Here is a 17969-nt window from a genome sequence, read left to right as displayed (position 1 = left end):
ATATTGGTTGTTTTTTAAATCCTCGAAAACGTTCCCTTTTTATCGAAAAAAAGACTTGCATAAATGCAAGTCAAATATAAATTATGGACTTTCCTTATATAAAATCACTTAAAAAATTTCATATCACTTATGCGTTTGGAGATGGAAATCTTGCAGCTTCAAAATGCGTACTATTTTCTACATTAGAAATAACTCCAGCTACACTACTTTGTGCAAAAATCTCGACTATATCCCCTGCATTTAACTGAATGATTGATGAAACAGCAACAACATTAGCAAAGTTTATTGGACCAAAAAAATCATTATCTATTGCAATTGCCGGATTTCCATTAACTCGAATTTCTACCCGCGCTCTATAGTTTGTGTTTAGATTATTGGGAATGAACGCAATGGTCCCAATAACAGAATAAACACCTCTTGTCTTTGGAATGAAAATTGATGTAGCTGGATTATACTCATTTGCTAAATCAAATTGTTCATTTTGGAATAAAACTTTAACAAATGTATTTGCTGGTACATTTTGATTAACTGCGCTCACAGCTCTAAAAGCAGATGCTCTTACAAGATTATATTGGTTATCATCAGAACAACAATTTACTTTTACATTAACCCAAGGTTTCTCCTCATGCTTTTTATCACATTTTTCATAACTCTTATTGCTTCTATGACAATCATGATACTTCTTTTTGTAATCCTTACAATGATTACAGTAGTAATAAGACATACTAAATTCCTCCTTTTAATTTATTACTACATACTATGTAAGATAGATTAGTAAAGTTTGGACAATCTATTACTATTTTTAATAGAATTAAAAAAGTTCCATCAAAAGGTAGATTAGTGAAACAATATAACATGTAAAGCAGAAAAACCTCATTTAAACCTATCTATATCAACACCATTTATACATCTAGATTGTTATCTTTAGAATAGGCAGTTAGCTTTTGCTAACTGCCCTTTTATATGAATTAAAATAGTCACTTGAATTAGAAAAATCAGATTACATTCTATAACTTTTTTCAGACTATTTCATATTCCATTTTTGAAAAAAGTGCTCTGTTTTACTAGAGTTGTTTGATGATTGTAAAAAGAACCACCTTTTTATTTATGACAAAATAAAATTTTTTATAAAAGACACACAATTAACAAACATAATTACATATGATATATTGTATCCTCTCTTTTTAGATTGAATAATCTTTACAAAAGGGCACTTTCCTAAGTGCTCTTCTAATTACATACCAAATAGCTTTTTTGTTTAAAATAATCGCTACAGAACAATTGGACACATTTCCCAATTTATTTACCTCTAAATCCATGATAGAATCGCTTGTGAGTATGACATAACTTACCCTAGTCAGGCACTGTAACATTTCATGCAAGGCTTCTTTTTTCATCAAGCCGTTAGTTAATTGTACTGACTAGCTTGACGTACGAAGTAACGTTTTTGTTCATTTTCTTGAAATTCATATATTTTTATACTCAATAATTAGTTATACTATTAAAGTTCCTAACAGTTATTATTATGAAATCGACAATTGCAATAACTTTACTTCCAACATAATAATACTTCTCGATTTCCCCCCCTTGAAGCGCACCTTGGGGTTGATTCAATTTTAATAAAGATTTTGTTTCAAAATTGCACCACCATTAAAAACATATATACAATATCGTGTATTCTTTTTCAGTGTATGTTTAAATGAAAGAGCACTTTTCAGGGTACTCTTTCATTTTTAAAAGGATTTTGTTTAAAATATAAAAATAAAAACATATTTAGTTAAACCACTCATATATTTTTATAGTGTTGTTATTGGCATCATGGAGTGCTCTTCAGGCACTCCTATTTTTTTGCTTACTAAATAACTAATTTGTTAAAATGAACACTTTATATTTTATAATTAAAATTTTTCAATATAAATGCATACTGTAATTATTTTCTTTAGAGCTATATCAATATAAAAAATCACTGTACAGTGTCTTTTCTTTATGCAGAAGTAAGCAAAAAAACTTTATAAAAGAACGCCAATTTATATAAAGTAAGAACAAACGTCATTTTATTTGGGTAGGAATTGCACTTGCATAGCAACGGCATTGACTTCAGCCGTATTTCAGAAAAGTATATTCCTTCTATCACTTCAATCAAAAAAGCCAAATTCTAATGCGTGACTATACAATAGAAGAATTTCTGATTGTTTTACTAGAACATATTAAAGAATTTTGGTATTGACTTAGAAGAAAAAACAAGTTAGCTCGGCTGTCTTAGGACAAATTCGTTAGCTATCAAAAGTAATGATTCACCGAGAAGCCCTCACTTTAAACAGTCCGTTAGGATGTTAAGTGGCAGGTAGCTCCCGAAAGCATTATCTACTCAAATGTCCATTTTATTCAATAAAAAGCAAGCACCTGTGCTAGTAGGGACTCCCTTAATGTGATAAGTAGTTTTCAATGAGCATTGAAATAAAATAAATTACAAACCTGCAAGCCTGTCCTTCTATTCAATATATGCTTGTCCTTCCCAAAAAGTAAAAACAAAAGAGAGCACTCTCACAATAAGTGCTCTCTTTTGAAAAAAATAGGGGAACAGGTTGGAAACCGTTCAATATCATTATATGATGATTTTCCCCAACTATAACTAATATATCCATTAAAAGCGTTTAATGTATAATTTTTATATAACAAAGAAAAAAGCATCAGGTATAGATGCTTTCCTTATCTATACCTGCACAACTCTTTGGACATACAAAACCTAAAAAGAGTCTATTGAGATGCTATCTGTTATCTTTTCTCTTTTTTGGCATTTGCAATTATAATCAGTTATTGTGCATTCTGCCCTATTGTAATTGCAAAAAGCTAAAAAATCCGAAAAGACCGCGAGACTTTTTTGAAAAAACGATCTGCAGTCATATGATCTTTTCTTTTTTATTAGTAAAAGTTGATTGTATCCCCATCCCCTACTGACTCAGAGATACGACATAGATATTCCTCATTCCCTTAACTTTACATATGTTTCATCAAATCTTCAGGAATTTCTTCTTAATCTAAAATGGATATTGGTTAAAGCTTTTTCCATAAATCAATGCTTACTTACTTTATTTTTTGCATATAAAAGGTTAAGAAGCTGCATATATTCATCTTCTTGTCCAATATCAAATCGTTTACCCTCAATCATTTTTCCATATACTTTTTTAGTCATAATTAAAGAATGTATCGCATCTGTTAATTGATATTCCCCCCCAACACCAGGTTGAAGCTTTTTTAATAATGGAAAGATATCCGGTGTGAAAACATATCTACCAATTACTGCGAGATTAGATGGAGGGTTTACTTTTGGTTTTTCAACAATATTTGTAACATCTATACAATCTTCTCTTACAATATTCCCTTCAATAATACCATACTTTTCTACACATTCATTTGGTACCCTATGAATGCCTATTACACTATTTTTCTTCTCTTTATAAATTTTAATTAACTGGCTTAAAGCGTTTTCTTTATCAGAAACTACAATATCATCTGGTAAGAGTACAGCAAAAGGTTCATTACCAATAAATGTTTCACCTAATTTTATTGCTTCACCAAGCCCTTTCGCATATGGCTGTCTTATATAATGAATTTGAATCTTAGGAACAGTAAGCTCTTTTAACAGATGAGATTTTTTCTCTTTTTCCAAAAAAGCCTCCAATTCTAATGATTGATCAAAGTAATCAACTATTAAATCCTTTCTGCTAGAAAGTACAATTAATATTTGCTCAACACCTGACTTCACAGCCTCTTCCACAATATAATGAATTGCCGGTTTATTACCTATAGGAAACATTTCTTTTGGAATTACCTTTGTAATTGGAAGGCTCCTCGTGCCGTAACCAGCTGCTGGAATAATTGCTTTTTTAATCACTAATCTCTCTCCTTTAATTGTTTATAACAATGTATTCAGCACCCTCTGTACCTGCGCATAATGAAATTAAAAGAGGCCTTTACCTTCTGCCTACTTTCATTGCTTATATGAATAGGCCCTTTTACTTGTCACCAATTCAACTTGTCCATCAATATACTGTTACAACTAGTACTAAGTTTAGAAAGGTGATTAGCATATGAAGATATGTATTATAGGCTCTGGTTATGTTGGTATTACATCAGCAGCAGTATTAGCAGACTTAGGTCATGATGTTATATGCGTAGATAAAGATCAAGATAAAATTTACTCTCTCCAAAAGGGAGAATGCCCCATTTATGAACCAGATTTAAAAGACCTTATTCATAAAAATCGAAAACGATTACAATTTAGTTGTGATATTGATAGCACTATTCGACAATCGCCCATTATTTTTATTGCTGTAGGAACTCCTTCTACATCAAGTGGAAAGACGGATTTAAAATATATCTATTCTGTTATCGATCTACTAGTTCCAGCTATAACATCATATAAAACTATTATTACCAAAAGTACAGTTCCACCAGGTACAAATCAGCAAATATGTGAAAAGATTATTAAATCTGGTGTTTCATCATCCTTATTCAATATTGTTTCTAATCCTGAATTTCTTCGTGAAGGTTCTGCTGTTCGTGATATGCTCAACCCAGATAGAACTATTATAGGAACCCAAAAAGGTGACAAAAAGTCGTTAAAAATTATGCAGAATATATATAAAGGAATTAGTGCTCCTTTCGTTTGTACTGGTCTAAATGAAGCAGAGATGATTAAATATACATCCAATGCATTTTTAGCTACAAAAATATCATTTATAAATGAAATCGCTCGGATTTGTGATGCATATAACATTGACATTGTTGAGGTGGCAAAAGGAATTGGCCATGACTTTCGAATTAACCCTCATTTTCTTCAGGCGGGAATGGGATATGGAGGATCATGCTTTCCAAAAGATTTACATTCACTCATCTATACAGCAAGTGATAAGCACGTAGCGGTTCCTATTTTACAAGCTGTACAATCCATTAACTCCACACAAATAGACCTCTATGTTGAAAAGATTCAAAAAGCTATAAAAAATCCCTTTTCAAAAAAAATAACGGTGTTAGGAATTGCATTTAAGCCAAATACGGATGATATTCGTAGCTCCCTTGCCGTAATACTTCTTGAAAAATTAATTCCTCATGGCTATGATCTACATGCTTATGACCCCAAAGCTCTTCTTCCTCCACATTTAAAAAGACAAGTTACACAGCATGATAACCTAGAGTCTTCAATCACAAATTCCGATTGCATTATTATCGCAACGGAATGGGATGAATTTAAAACACTTAATTGGAAACAAGTCAAACAAGTTATGAAGGGACGCACAATCGTAGATGGACGCAATTGCATTGAAAAAGATGAAATAGAAAAATACGGATTACAATATATTGGAGTGGGTCGGTCATGAAAATACTTGTAACAGGAGCCGCTGGTTTCATTGGCTCACATTTGTGTCAAGCGTTACTTAAAAATAGTGCATATCATGTAGTTGGAATTGATCATTTCATCGGTCCTACTCCAGCCACTTTAAAGACAGATAATATACAATCTCTCGAATTGAATTCACGTTTTCAATTCATACAAGAAGATATTTTAAATATAGATTTATCAAAACTATTACAAGATATAGATGTTGTTTATCATCTAGCTGCTATTCCTGGTGTGAGAACAAGTTGGGGAAAAGATTTTCAGTCTTATGTTTCAAATAATATAATAGTTACACAGCAGTTGCTTGAATCCTGTAAACACATAAAATTAGATAAATTTATTCATATATCAACATCTTCTGTTTATGGTGAAAAATCTGGCGCAGTTTCTGAAGATTTATTACCTACCCCCCTATCTCCATACGGAGTTACCAAATTAAGTGGTGAACACTTATGTCATGTTTATCACAAAAATTTTCATATACCAATTGTTATTTTAAGATATTTTACAGTTTATGGGCCAAGACAACGTCCTGATATGGCATTTCATAGATTAATTAAACAACTGTTAGAAGATAAACCTCTCACAATATTTGGTGATGGAACACAAACACGCGATTTCACCTATATTGATGACTGTATACGAGGAACGGTGGCAGCTTTAGAGACAAAAAAAAGTATAATAGGTGAAGTTATCAATATCGGCGGAAAAGAACAAGCTTCCATTTTAGACATCATTTCTATTTTAGAAAAAATATCAGGGAAATCAGCAACCAAAAAATTTCTAAAATCAGTTCCTGGGGAACCGAAGCAAACATGGGCAGATATATCTAAAGCCAATACATTACTGCAATATTCTCCAACAGTTTCTCTATCCGATGGGTTGGAAGCAGAATTTCATTATATAAAACAACTATACAAAGGAGATTAGTTTATGAAAATTGCATATATATGTACAGAAAAATTACCATCTCCAGCAATTAAAGGTGGAGCAATTCAAATGATGATTGATGGGGTGTCCCCCTATATAAGTCAAGATTATGAACTTACTATTTTCTCTATTTCAGATCCAAGTCTTCCAAATCAAAAAACACAAGATAATGTCAATTACGTATATTTACCTCAAAAAGAATATGAACAGCATGTTATAAGAACACTCCAAACCAATACCTTTGATATTATACATGTCTTTAATCGCCCTAAAAATATACCTCTATATAAACAAGCTTCCCCACACAGTAAATTTGTATTAGGTCTTCATAACGATATGTTTGCTGAGCATAAACTATCCATTTATGAAGGCAATCTTATTCTTGAAATGGTTACCGCCATTGTGACCGTTAGCAACTACATTAAACAAACTGTGATTAAAAGATTTCCACAAGCTGAAGAAAAGATTTCTATTGTTTACTCTGGTGTAAATTTAAAACAATCCCCCTCCATCTGGACACCAACAGGTCAAAAGATAAGAAATGCATATCGTACAAAATACGGTATCCAAGATAAAAAGGTGATTCTATTTGTTGGCCGATTATGCAAAAATAAAGGACCTGACTTACTCATTCATGCTATGAAGAAAATTATTCAAACACATAAGGATACGGTACTTGTAATTGTTGGTGGTAAATGGTTTAGTGATAACCGAGTAAATAAATATGTTAAAAGGCTATATAAAATGGCTAGGCCAATTAAAGAACACGTAATTTTCACCAAATTTATTCCTGCAGATCAAATTCATAATATTTTTCTAATGGGGGATATATTTATATGTAGCTCACAATGGAACGAACCATTGGCACGTGTTCATTATGAAGCAATGGCTGCTGGAATCCCAATTATTACAACAAACCGTGGGGGAAATGCTGAAGTTATAACAGATGAATATAACGGCTGCCTAATAGAACAGTATAATAATCCAATGGAATTTACCAGACTTGTCCACGCTTTGCTATCCCAACGAGAATTTGCACAATGGATTGCTGAAAACGGAAGAAAGGTTGTAGAAGAAAACTTTACATTTAAACATACAGCCACAAAACTTGATCAGGTATATAAACAAGTCGCTGAATCTACAAATCAACCTTCTAAAAACTTATTACGCCCTCTCAAAATTCAAATCATTTAAACCACCATTATTATCCACTTTGTTTAGGTCCACAAAGTTTAAACATAGAGCTAAATAGAATTAAATATTTTTGATACAAATACACTTTTCTTTCCGTACAAAATTTTTTATAGGATAAACTCGATGGAGTAAGAATGCTGCGTTAATCTTTTCCACGTTTCTTTAACCAGATGATTTAATATAGCAAGGAAACGATAAAATACAAAATGACTACAAATAATTGTTCTCGCAATTAAGATTTTTTATCCTTGATTCGGCCAAATGAAAATTTATATACCTTATCGATTAATATGGATTGCATCTCCTTTCCTTGTGAAATTTCTGTACTATAAAATAAAAATATAGGCTAATGCCTACCTAGGGTCAACCTATTCCTATATTTAGAGGTTCACATTTTCACCTATTATATATGTAGAGGGAAAAAAACGCTTGGGGAAACCAAGCGTTTTTAAGTATCAATTATTTTATGCGTCTTCTTCTTCGCCCTCTTCGTCTTCCTCGTCTTCTTCGTCTTCGTCTTCCTCGTCTTCCTCGTCTTCTTCGTCTTCTTCGTCTTCTTCGTCTTCTTCGTCTTCTTCGTCTTCCTCGTCTTCTTCGTCTTCTTCGTCTTCCTCGTCTTCTTCGTCTTCTTCGTCTTCCTCGTCTTCTTCGTCTTCTTCGTCTTCTTCGTCTTCTTCGTCTTCTTCGTCTTCTTCGTCTTCCTCGTCTTCCTCGTCTTCTTCGTCTTCCTCGTCTTCTTCGTCTTCTTCGTCTTCTTCGTCTTCTTCGTCTTCCTCGTCTTCTTCGTCTTCGTCTTCTTCGTCTTCCTCTTCTTCTTCGTCTTCCTCTTCTTCTTCTTCGTCTTCCTCTTCTTCCTCTTCTTCTTCTTCTTCTTCTTCTTCTTCTTCTTCTTCTTCTTCCTCGTCTTCCTCGTCTTCTTTTTCGTCCTCCTCTTCATCTGTAAAAGTAATTTCTGTTTCATCAACATATTGAATTTCAACCTCTACACCATTATGCGTGCCTGATTGTATTACTTCAGCTAGAGATTTTAGAACTTCTTGTAAATCATCACCAGGATTAACACTAAAGCCATTCTCAACATCTAGTTTTATTTTTGCTCTTTTCACATCAGCCATTTACCTAACTCCTTTCATATAGATTTATATATACTATGTTGAAAGAGTATAAAAAGATTAATATATTTGCGGAAGTTTCATTAATCGTTCTCCTTAGCTTTATCTACCAATTTTGATACCCATGGACCTTTTAATGGATGATCCGGAGTAATAATAGTGACTTTTATTTTTGGCTTTTCTATTTGCGTTAAAACGATCTCATTTAATTCCTCACTTTGTTCTTCCAGCTCTATAACATCTTGAATCTCTTTATCTTGTACTTCATCAATCATTGTAGTTTTTGGTGGTAACTTCTCTTCTAAATCTAGCAATCCGATTTTGGGTAACTCCTCTAATTCCACTTCCTTAATAATCGCTAAATTCTCTAGTACCGAAGATTCATTTAGTACAATATTTTTTTGCTGCTCATACTCTGACAATTCCCATCCCATTGGCCCAGGTGGAGAAAATACAAATTTCTCTAAATCTAAAATAGGGATTACTATCTCTTCTTGTTCTGAACTCATTTTATTTCCCCCCACCATTGCTCTTGATTTCATGATAAATATCAGAAAAATTTCGTAAAAATTCTTCCTTAGAATCTTCAAGTGCAATAATATTTTGCAATGCCCAAATATACTTTTCGTCAGACCACGAACGCTTTTGTCCTAAATAGTATTTATGTGCAATTGAACAGAATAAGTGAGGAAACGATAAATCAGTCCAAAGAACACGAAATTGTTTTTCTGAAAAGGAATTTTCCGAATTATATGCACTCAACATATGAATAGCTAAATTAGTATCCCAAACTGACATTTTTTTCATTACTTTATTTAAAATAATACGTAGGTCCCTCACTGGTAAATCACTTGTAATAGAATGTAGCTCTTTCATAAACATAGCATCATCTATTTCTGTAAACCTCGCTAAGGTAAAATCTTGCTGACAAAAACTATTAGATGCAATAACTTCTTTTGTCCATTGGTCATAATATGGATCATTTAGTTCTTGTAATGCTTTCTTTCCACGTGCTAACATCTTATCAACATACTCTAAAAACATAGTTGAAAATACATCATCTGGAAAGGAAAGTGCAATTCTTTTGTTTCCTTCTAACTCTTGTAATTTCCATCTGTATAATTTATGCCATTTTCCTAATCGACTCCGAATTTTACTTTCTTTCATCGGAATATATCCTTCCGATGCTTGATGGAATTTACCTGCATATATTAGTACCTTCTCTAATTGTTCTTTATTATAATAAATGACTTCTTTCCCTTGATGCTTATCATATAGTACATACGCATACTCATTAGATCCAATACAAAAGCCCCCTCTTTTTGTTTTATGAATTTTTGTAATTGGCAATCCATTTTGAAGGAGATGTAAATGTGCTCCAGCAATAAATAGCATCCTTTTGGGGTGCATTTGTGCTTGTTTTAATATTTTTAATCCTTCTTCTGTTTCAACTTCCCACATTGTTCTCCCACTTCTGCTTGATTGTAAAATAATATTACTTATTTCAAATGGATAAAAGCTAAGGACCTTTTTTAAATGTTCACTCTCTAATCCAGTTGTTTCTTCCACCTTTGATCATCCCCTTCTTAAAAATTTATAAGATTTCCCCATACACTTTCATTAAATCCATAGCAACTCGGTTCCAATTAAATTCTTTTTCAACCTTACTACGTCCATATTTCCCTAACTGTTTTCTTTTATTTTCGTTATTTAAAAGATTAATTATCTTTTCTGCATATGCATCAGGGTTTTCAAAATCATTGACAATATATCCATTTTTTCCTTCTTCAATTACTTCCGGATTACCACCTCGGTTACTCGTAATTATTGGTAAACCTGCTGCCATTGCTTCGTAATGCACCCTAGCAAGGGGCTCTTGCCACTGTGAAGAGCAAACAAAAATATCTGACATAGCATAAAGTGTTGAAATATCCTTTGGCTTGACAAATTTAATAAAGACTACATGTTCTGGAAACATAGCGCCTAAGGTATATAAGTGTTTTACATAATTATTTACATTGTTATCCCCAAACCATTTTGAACCAATAAAAACCATTACTATGTTTGGATTTTGCTCAATTATTTTAGGAAGAGCTTGTAGCAAAATATGAGGACCTTTTACTTTACTCAAGCGTCCAACAAATAAAACTATTTTTTTATTTTGTAAATCCAACTGTTTTTGCACATGACTTTTAACTTTTGTTCCATTCACAGTCCACGAAGGATAGTACTCATTTACATCTACACCAGAATATACTGTTCTCGTCTTTGCTTTTGCGGCTTGAAAGCGCGAGGTAATTGTTCTTCCTATATAATCACTAACTGTTACAATTTTTGAAACAGCTGCAATACATGCTTCTCCCTCTTCATCACTTATCTTTTCATATGCAAACATTTCATTATGCACACTTAACACGAATTTCGTCTGTGGTGCTGCCTCACTTAAAATTGTAATCCAATTTGGACGATTGCATAAATGAACTACATCATATTTTTCCTGTTTCAAATGTTTAATAACATAAGGGAGATATTCCTCTTCTGGAAACCGTAAATACCTTACGCCTTTGTTTTTTTCTTCTGGTTTCAAATTTGGATCTGTTATAGAAATAACTGTCACATTTTTTCCATTTGAAGCAATAATGGAAGCAACAGAATCTATATAAATTTGAATAGCTCCACCTCGTACAGCTGGTACAGGTAGCTTTTCAGTCGAAATTATGGCTATTTTCATTAAAGCGCCTCCCTGTTTCATAAAAATACAACCTTCTTTATATGTTACGAAAAAAACTTTGTGTTTGTGATTTATCGACCATTTTTTCATCCTTTATTATGAAAATTAGTCAATAGTACTTTTTCTTCTTAAAGGCAAATGGCTAGAACAAAAATGGTCATGTACCATACAGTAATAAGAGAGTATAAAAGGATGGTGATATATGTGGAGAATAAAAACGAAGAAGCGGTGTATACATTATCGCCCGAAGAGGAACAAAAACTAGTAGAATTGGCAGCGACAATGATTCAGTATTGGGATATTCAAGCAACTACAATCGAATTAATACAAGGTGGACAACTGGCCTTAGTATGGAAAATTCAAACTGCAGATGGACCATTTTGCTTAAAGAGAATTCATCGCCCCGAAAAAAAAGCTCTATTTTCCATTCACGCTCAAGATTATCTAGCCAACAAAGGCATGCGTGTTCCGAGCATAATCCCAAGCAAATTGAATCAGTTGTATACAAAGCACGGTCCATTTTTATTTGTCGTTTATGATTGGATTGAGGGAAGACCATTTGAGCTTACAATGCAAGAAGATCTTGAAATGATTATGAAAGGGTTAGCAGATTTCCATGTAGCCTCTATTGGCTATAAGCCCCCACCAGGGATACCTATATTCACCAAACTAGGACGTTGGCCCAATCATTACATTAAAAGATTTCAGCAGATGGAGATTTGGAAAACCTTATCTGCAACTATGCCAGATGATCCATTTTCACAGCTATATTTGGCTGAAATTGATGCGTTTATTTTAGAAGCAAAACAAACGCACCAAAGACTATTGGAATCTGAATATACTAAATGGACTGACGAATTACAAGCATCCCCAAATTTATGTCATCAAGATTATGGAACAGGAAATTCCTTATTAGACCCAAGTAATCAGATTTGGGTAATTGATTTAGATACGGTTTCTTTCGATTTACCTATTCGAGACTTGCGTAAAATGATTATTCCTCTATTAGATACAACTGGTGTTTGGAATGAAAATCAATTTCAAATTATGATTAACGCATATGAGTCAGTTTCTCCTTTAACAGCTGAGCAGAAGAAAATTATGTTTATTGATATGTTATTTCCATACGAATTGTATGATGTAATTCGCGAAAGATATGTTAGAAAGTCGCCTTTACTTGCTGATGAACTTGCTGGGGCTATGGAATATGAAAGGATTAAGTCAAAAGCTTTAAATATATTAATAGAGGAATTTTAATACGCAATACTAAGAGTTCTAGTGTAAAAATTACCATTATTATTAATAAAGAAAATAGTTTTGTTGCATGCATCATTTTATAGTGACATAGAACTTATAAAGACGGTTCTGGTGCAAAAAGAAAATAAAGCGCATAGATTCCTAACGTTGTTCTTAACTCTTTCGGAAGAACAATCCGCCCTAATTCATCTATTCTTCGTGTAACACCTGTTGACTTTATGTTAACTTTTATTTTTAGTTATTACTCACATATGAACAAGCGGATTAAATGATGCTTTTCCGGTATCATCTGCATGCAATATTACAATTAGGCCTTTGTGTTACAATGGAACCAAATCACGCTATAAGCATTAGCGGACATTAAAAACGACGAAAATGACTAAAATTATATAGATTTTTGGGTACACAAATGATTTTTGACCGCACGCTTCTCGTTTTTTGATTTCAGAATGTCCTATAAGGATCATTAGCTGACATCATAACACTCAAAATCGGTCTTTTATATCCACTAATATACGAAATGAATATTCGCTAATACTTAATGTAAGTTTTGGTTCCGTTGCTACACAGACAACTATATCCTATCTAATGACTGTGGTTGCATTGTCAAACACTAAAAGTTAAAAATCTATTTATATTGTTTTAGTGATTTTATTTCCTCGTATTCCCTCATTCTCTTGTGAATTTTCTCTTTCTTCATGCCAGCTTTGTCCATGAACTCAACAGCTTTAATCTTTCGCCTTCCATTCCTTGCTTGTTATCCTCTTTCATGTACCAAGCATTAGAATTGAAACATTTGAGATTACTGTTTCCTTAACCGCAAAGAAAACGCTAAACTTCATATATACTTTTGAGGATGTTATGTAATACTAATTGGTTTTTATGATCATTATTATACATAACGCTACCGGATGAGCTTTGGACCTTAATACTTGCATATGTACTATTAAAGTAAGAATGCGGTACGCCAGCTTCTAATTTGATTTTCAGCTCTTCTGCTGTTTTATTATAATCTACTTTTGCAATCTCTCGATCACTATATCCTTTTAATGACCATGCAAATTGTTTTCCATCTAGAATTGTTGTCTCGGGCATTTTTTCAACTTTCTTTAATCCCTCTTTTGTAACCTGATACCTTGCTGTCTTTCCAATAGTCTCATTTTTGTTATTTTCAAGATTCGTTAATGTTGCACGTGTATTTCCCTTTACTGCGTCTCCTTCTACATGAGTTAATTCAATGTAATCCCCCACTTTTACAGACACAGTTTGGGTTTCGGTATTTTGTTGTCTATTCCCCACGATTTCCTTATTGTATACTACGCTACCCGATGAGTTTTGGACCTTAATACTTGCATATGTGCTATTGAAGTAAGAATGCGGTACACCAGCTTCTAATTTGATTTTCAGCTCTTCTGCTGTTTTATTATAATCTACTTTTGCAATCTCTCGATCACTATATCCTTTTAGGGACCATGCAAATTGGTTCCCTACTAAAATATCAGAATTTCCATTTGTAATTTCTACTTTTTTCACTTCAGTTCGATCAAATATGTCTGTTAATGTAATTTTAGCAAAAGCCGTTTGAGGCAATTGCATAGTTTGGCTTACTTTAGTTTGGTAGGACTTAATATTATCAATTACTTTCAAAGGTTGTCCCATTAACTTTTCATTGTCATAGATTTCGATTTTCCCTTTAAACTGTGGGGTACTTTGTTCTTTCAATTTCCAAGACACATTTAATTTTTCAGCTTCAAAGCTAATATTTTGAATATCATAATCTAAATTTCCCATTTCTGGTTGACTAGGCTGATTTATATTAAAAGTTTTTCCAGTACCAATCGTTGATTGAGTATTTCCTCCTGCCTTCACCCATATATATTCTAAAGTTGCTCCTCCATCGTATTGATAAGATGTATCATGTTGCCCACTGATACGCTGATGATTCCAAGAATTCCATTGTTTATCTGAAACTTTTCTACTGTATCCATTTTTCAGGCGTGCTTCTCTTACATCTTGTCCATTACCAGCCCAGTCCTCTTGGAACTTCGATAGACCATAGTTAAATGCAACATTCGCAACTGGATGGTCCATAATAGCAACTAACTTCCATTGATTTAACTTATTATCTTTTATCCACTGGCCAAACTTCGTATGACTATCTTCTTGCCAAGAACGTAGAGTCATTCGATACCATTCACTATCTTTCCAATTATAAGTTGTTTGTACCTTTAGACCTGTTCCTTCTCCACCAAATCTACTGGCTTCTGAAGTCGGCGATAAATATTCAGCTTTTATTGGTTGGTTTGATGCTATTGGATCCCAAAGCGCAAAGTGAAGGGTTCGTTTACCGAATTGATCAAAACCATTTTGTTGTTGGAAGCCCGCATAACCACCACCCTCTCCCCCTGGTTCCAGTTATGCACAGCCCAATACGTATAAGGTGCTGTTTGGACTGGTGACCAGTCTATGCTAATAATATCTGAAGTAGCAGTATTTTGTGGTGTTACATAAACTGATGGGGCATGAGATCGGGTTGCTGCCTCTGTACTAGAAATTGGTGCTCCATACATTGACAACATGGTACAAGCCATTGAAACCATAACAATTTTCTTTATTTCCCCCCTTGTTTTTACTTTAAACATAACTTCCTATCTCCTTTTAAATTATTTTAGTTACATTGAATAATAACCTTATATATCCCTTTAAACAAATTATGTAATAAAGTAACATTAACTTTAAAATCTAGATATATTTAATGTTTTTTTCACTACTATTACTAATCAAATTATAGTTTTTTGTATTAAAATCGTATGATTTAGGACTAAATATAAAATTTCATAAATATGTAGTTTTAGATATTTATGATGAAAGACGCACTAAATAACTTAATTGATTTCCTTCCTTTATTGATCACACTATTAGACCCAGAATTGTTTACCAGAAAAACGTTATGTAAACTTTCATTTTGTCAATTAGACAAAATAGTTTATTTGCTGTTACCTTATCATTAGCTAGAAAGAGCCCACTAAAAACGTAGACTCCTTTAGGTATCTAAACATTACATATATTTCAAACATAAAAAATAACATCGAATTCTTCTGTTAGCTTATTTAATATTTAATGAAGTAGATAATGTATTCCAAGGTGCATTTGTAGATGTGTTTTGATATTTGAATTGTCCATTTTGCTGTCCTGAAGCATCCCATTTATATTCCCAGCCATCAACTGTTCTATCACCATTAATATCAATCATCTTAGAATCTACTTTTTTTAGTTTTTGCCCACTCATTTGAGCAATTGGATTTCTACCATATCCCATTTCATTTGTATAAATGTATAAATAGCTTCCTCCATGATTTTTAACCGTACTTAAATTGTTTGGACCAATAAATTCAACTCCGCCTAATTGAGATTCAACTTTTACTACATTTAATGATGTTAATGGTGGTGCAGGTGCTGCAGATACATCTGTCGCTAAGCCAACTGTTGCTCCCACTACTAATGATGAAACTCCTAAAATCATTCTTTTTAGCATATACTCATCCCCTTTATATTTAATATAAATTGATTCTATCATACTAAATTCATACCTTTCCTTCTCTGTGAAAGAGTTAACAAAAAGTACCTATTACATATGAAATTGTGCATATTCATTGCATTTTTACTATTTACACTTACTATTAATCCTACTACAGCACAATTGCTTCTCTACCTTGATTGACTTAATACATTTGACCTCGTTTCAAGCTGGTTTTTGTAAGAGCTAATAAATGGTGCGTAGTTCGGTGGTTTAACAAATAAAGAATAGAGTTGCAAATCCAACTCTATTTAAATCGGCTTTTCCTCTAGCATTATAAGCAAGATCCACCACTTGCATCGATTAACTCACCAGTTATCCAACGACTGTCTGATGATGATAGAAAACCTACAATATCAGCTATATCATTAGGTTCTCCCCACCTATTAAAAGTCGATAAACCTGCAGCATATATTTGTCCATCTCGGTTGCCCAATGTCTCAGCGTTCATTTCTGTATTAATTATGCCTGGGAGAATCGCATTTACTGTAATACCACGAGCACCAAGTTGTTGTGCTAAAGTATGAGTGAGTGTATTTATTGCCCCCTTAGATATACTGTAGGCAAAAACACTTGGGGAGGCGATCCGTGTGACAAATGACGAAATATTGATAATCCGTCCTCCATCTTTTAAACGTGGCAAAGCCTTTTGAATAATGAAAAATGGAGCTTTTACATTAATATTCATAACCTCATCAAAAGACTCCTCTGTAGATTCCTCTAACGTTAAAACCTGCCCAATTCCAACGTTGTTTACAAGGATATCAAATGTAATATCACCTATATATTTTTGAAGAGATTGATCCATCATTGAATACAATTTATTAATGCCGTTAAAGGTACTTAAATCTGCACTGATTGTAAATGCGGCACCGCCATCTTGTTTAATTTGATCCACTACACTTTCTGCTTCTTCTTTTCTTTTACTATAGTGAACAACGACTAACGCACCAGCTTGCGCCAAATGTAAGGCGATGCTTCGGCCTATTCCTCTACTAGCCCCTGTTACTAATGCAATTTTCCCCTTCAATTTATTCATCTCATCATCCCCTTGTTTAAAAAATTCTACTTAGTTATATCACAAGATACCCTTTGAAATGTTGCTCTCTCATTTGGTTTCCTTAAAGAACCTAGATAGTATTGCTACTAATTTTATTTAATACTAAACATCTAATTTTCTTTTGATGATATAGTGCCCCATGTCAGTTAAGCTAGGAAAGTGAATACCAAAAACTAAGAAAATTATTAGGTTAAGGTTGTAGTACCTGAAAAATATTTAGTTTTTAAACCCTTGTTAAGTAGCTACGATGAGCAATTATACTAAACTAATAATGAAAAAAGGATCTGATATGAATATCAAATCCTTTTTTACTATGTATAATTATTTCACAGCTTCTTTTAATTCTTTTCTAGCTTTAAATGCCGGTGCTTTAGAAGCATCAATTCACATTAATTTAACATAATTATATACAGTTTTAACGAATTATATGTTGAACTTATTACATTCCAAGAAGTCCTTTACTTTTAGAATCGACAATTCTTCAATACCCTTAGACTTACTCTACGTCCCCTGTAGGGATTTTTTCGATAAACTAACATACTTCTTGTACGCTTACTGAACCTTATCTCTACTATTTTGTATCCACTTCAATGTTAAATCTTTTATCAAAATAGAAGTAAAAAAAGAGCATGAAATAATACATATAAAATTGAATGAATATTAAGATACATTCCCAGAGTCCTGATACATACTCTATTTAAATTGGA

Annotated in this window: 12 protein-coding genes and 3 pseudogenes; 5 read left to right on the top strand and 10 right to left on the bottom strand. The window is 32.9% G+C overall.

Going from position 1 to position 17969, the window contains the following annotated elements:
- Positions 1-127: 127 nt before the first annotated feature.
- Entirely contained in the window at positions 128-724 is a 597-nt protein-coding gene (locus tag ACTJJY_RS24920) for an ABC transporter permease (protein ID WP_166695720.1), read from the bottom strand.
- Between the two features lie 1342 nt (positions 725-2066).
- Here ACTJJY_RS24920 and ACTJJY_RS24915 point away from each other — a divergent pair.
- A pseudogene (locus ACTJJY_RS24915) lies at positions 2067-2224 on the top strand (DNA repair protein); the annotation flags it as partial.
- A gap of 849 nt (positions 2225-3073) precedes the next feature.
- On the opposite strand, the gene galU reads toward ACTJJY_RS24915, so the two are convergent.
- Positions 3074-3895: a UTP--glucose-1-phosphate uridylyltransferase GalU gene (gene galU / locus ACTJJY_RS24910; RefSeq protein ID WP_166695721.1), complete on the bottom strand. Its 822-nt coding sequence runs from the start codon at positions 3893-3895 to the stop codon at positions 3074-3076.
- 196 nt (positions 3896-4091) lie between these two features.
- Here galU and ACTJJY_RS24905 point away from each other — a divergent pair, with 196 nt between their 5' ends.
- Genes ACTJJY_RS24905 through ACTJJY_RS24895 form a run of 3 tightly spaced genes read left to right on the top strand, consistent with a single transcriptional unit; the run spans position 4092 to position 7525 of the window.
- Positions 4092-5381 (top strand): UDP-glucose dehydrogenase family protein, encoded by a 1290-nt coding sequence (locus ACTJJY_RS24905; RefSeq protein ID WP_440606835.1) that lies wholly within the window; start codon positions 4092-4094, stop codon positions 5379-5381.
- Positions 5378-6331: an NAD-dependent epimerase/dehydratase family protein gene (locus tag ACTJJY_RS24900; protein ID WP_087965556.1), complete on the top strand. Its 954-nt coding sequence runs from the start codon at positions 5378-5380 to the stop codon at positions 6329-6331. The genes ACTJJY_RS24905 and ACTJJY_RS24900 overlap by 4 nt, the downstream gene beginning before the upstream one ends.
- A 3-nt stretch (positions 6332-6334) precedes the next feature.
- The gene (locus tag ACTJJY_RS24895) at positions 6335-7525 is read left to right on the top strand and encodes a glycosyltransferase family 4 protein (protein ID WP_440606834.1); all 1191 of its coding nucleotides are present in this window, start codon (positions 6335-6337) and stop codon (positions 7523-7525) included.
- Positions 7526-7989: 464 nt separating this feature from the next.
- On the opposite strand, the gene ACTJJY_RS24890 is transcribed toward ACTJJY_RS24895, so the two are convergent.
- The 4 genes from ACTJJY_RS24890 to ACTJJY_RS24875 all read right to left on the bottom strand — a co-directional run bounded on the left by ACTJJY_RS24890 (position 7990) and on the right by ACTJJY_RS24875 (position 11368).
- Positions 7990-8640 (bottom strand): AAA family ATPase, encoded by a 651-nt coding sequence (locus tag ACTJJY_RS24890; protein ID WP_440606833.1) that lies wholly within the window; start codon positions 8638-8640, stop codon positions 7990-7992.
- Positions 8641-8720: 80 nt separating this feature from the next.
- Positions 8721-9146, bottom strand: a complete 426-nt coding sequence (locus ACTJJY_RS24885; RefSeq protein ID WP_440043563.1) for a hypothetical protein — start codon at positions 9144-9146, stop codon at positions 8721-8723.
- Between the two features lies 1 nt (position 9147).
- Entirely contained in the window at positions 9148-10206 is a 1059-nt protein-coding gene (gene cotS, locus ACTJJY_RS24880; RefSeq protein WP_166695725.1) for a spore coat putative kinase CotS, read from the bottom strand.
- 25 nt (positions 10207-10231) lie between these two features.
- Positions 10232-11368 (bottom strand): glycosyltransferase family 4 protein, encoded by a 1137-nt coding sequence (locus ACTJJY_RS24875; protein ID WP_166695726.1) that lies wholly within the window; start codon positions 11366-11368, stop codon positions 10232-10234.
- Positions 11369-11521: 153 nt separating this feature from the next.
- Here ACTJJY_RS24875 and ACTJJY_RS24870 point away from each other — a divergent pair, with 153 nt between their 5' ends.
- Complete coding sequence (locus ACTJJY_RS24870; protein WP_440606848.1) at positions 11522-12625, top strand: CotS family spore coat protein; 1104 nt, start codon at positions 11522-11524, stop codon at positions 12623-12625.
- 136 nt (positions 12626-12761) lie between these two features.
- Here ACTJJY_RS24870 and ACTJJY_RS24865 read toward each other — a convergent pair.
- From ACTJJY_RS24865 to ACTJJY_RS24850, 4 genes and pseudogenes are all read right to left on the bottom strand, one after another.
- Positions 12762-12845: pseudogene (locus ACTJJY_RS24865) on the bottom strand (sporulation protein); the annotation flags it as partial.
- Positions 12846-13510: 665 nt separating this feature from the next.
- Positions 13511-15267 (bottom strand): annotated as a pseudogene (locus ACTJJY_RS24860) (DUF3472 domain-containing protein); the annotation flags it as partial.
- A gap of 464 nt (positions 15268-15731) precedes the next feature.
- A complete protein-coding gene (locus tag ACTJJY_RS24855; RefSeq protein WP_440606832.1) occupies positions 15732-16160 on the bottom strand; it encodes a DUF4879 domain-containing protein in 429 nt (142 codons plus the stop codon).
- Between the two features lie 316 nt (positions 16161-16476).
- Positions 16477-17241 (bottom strand): SDR family oxidoreductase, encoded by a 765-nt coding sequence (locus ACTJJY_RS24850; protein ID WP_440606831.1) that lies wholly within the window; start codon positions 17239-17241, stop codon positions 16477-16479.
- Positions 17242-17969 lie beyond the last annotated feature (728 nt).

The organism is Bacillus sp. 22475 (assembly GCF_052044835.1).
Lineage (GTDB): Bacteria > Bacillota > Bacilli > Bacillales > Bacillaceae_G > Bacillus_A > Bacillus_A cereus.
Note: the sequence above shows the minus strand (reverse complement) of the source record. Positions and strands in the feature narration are given on the sequence as shown.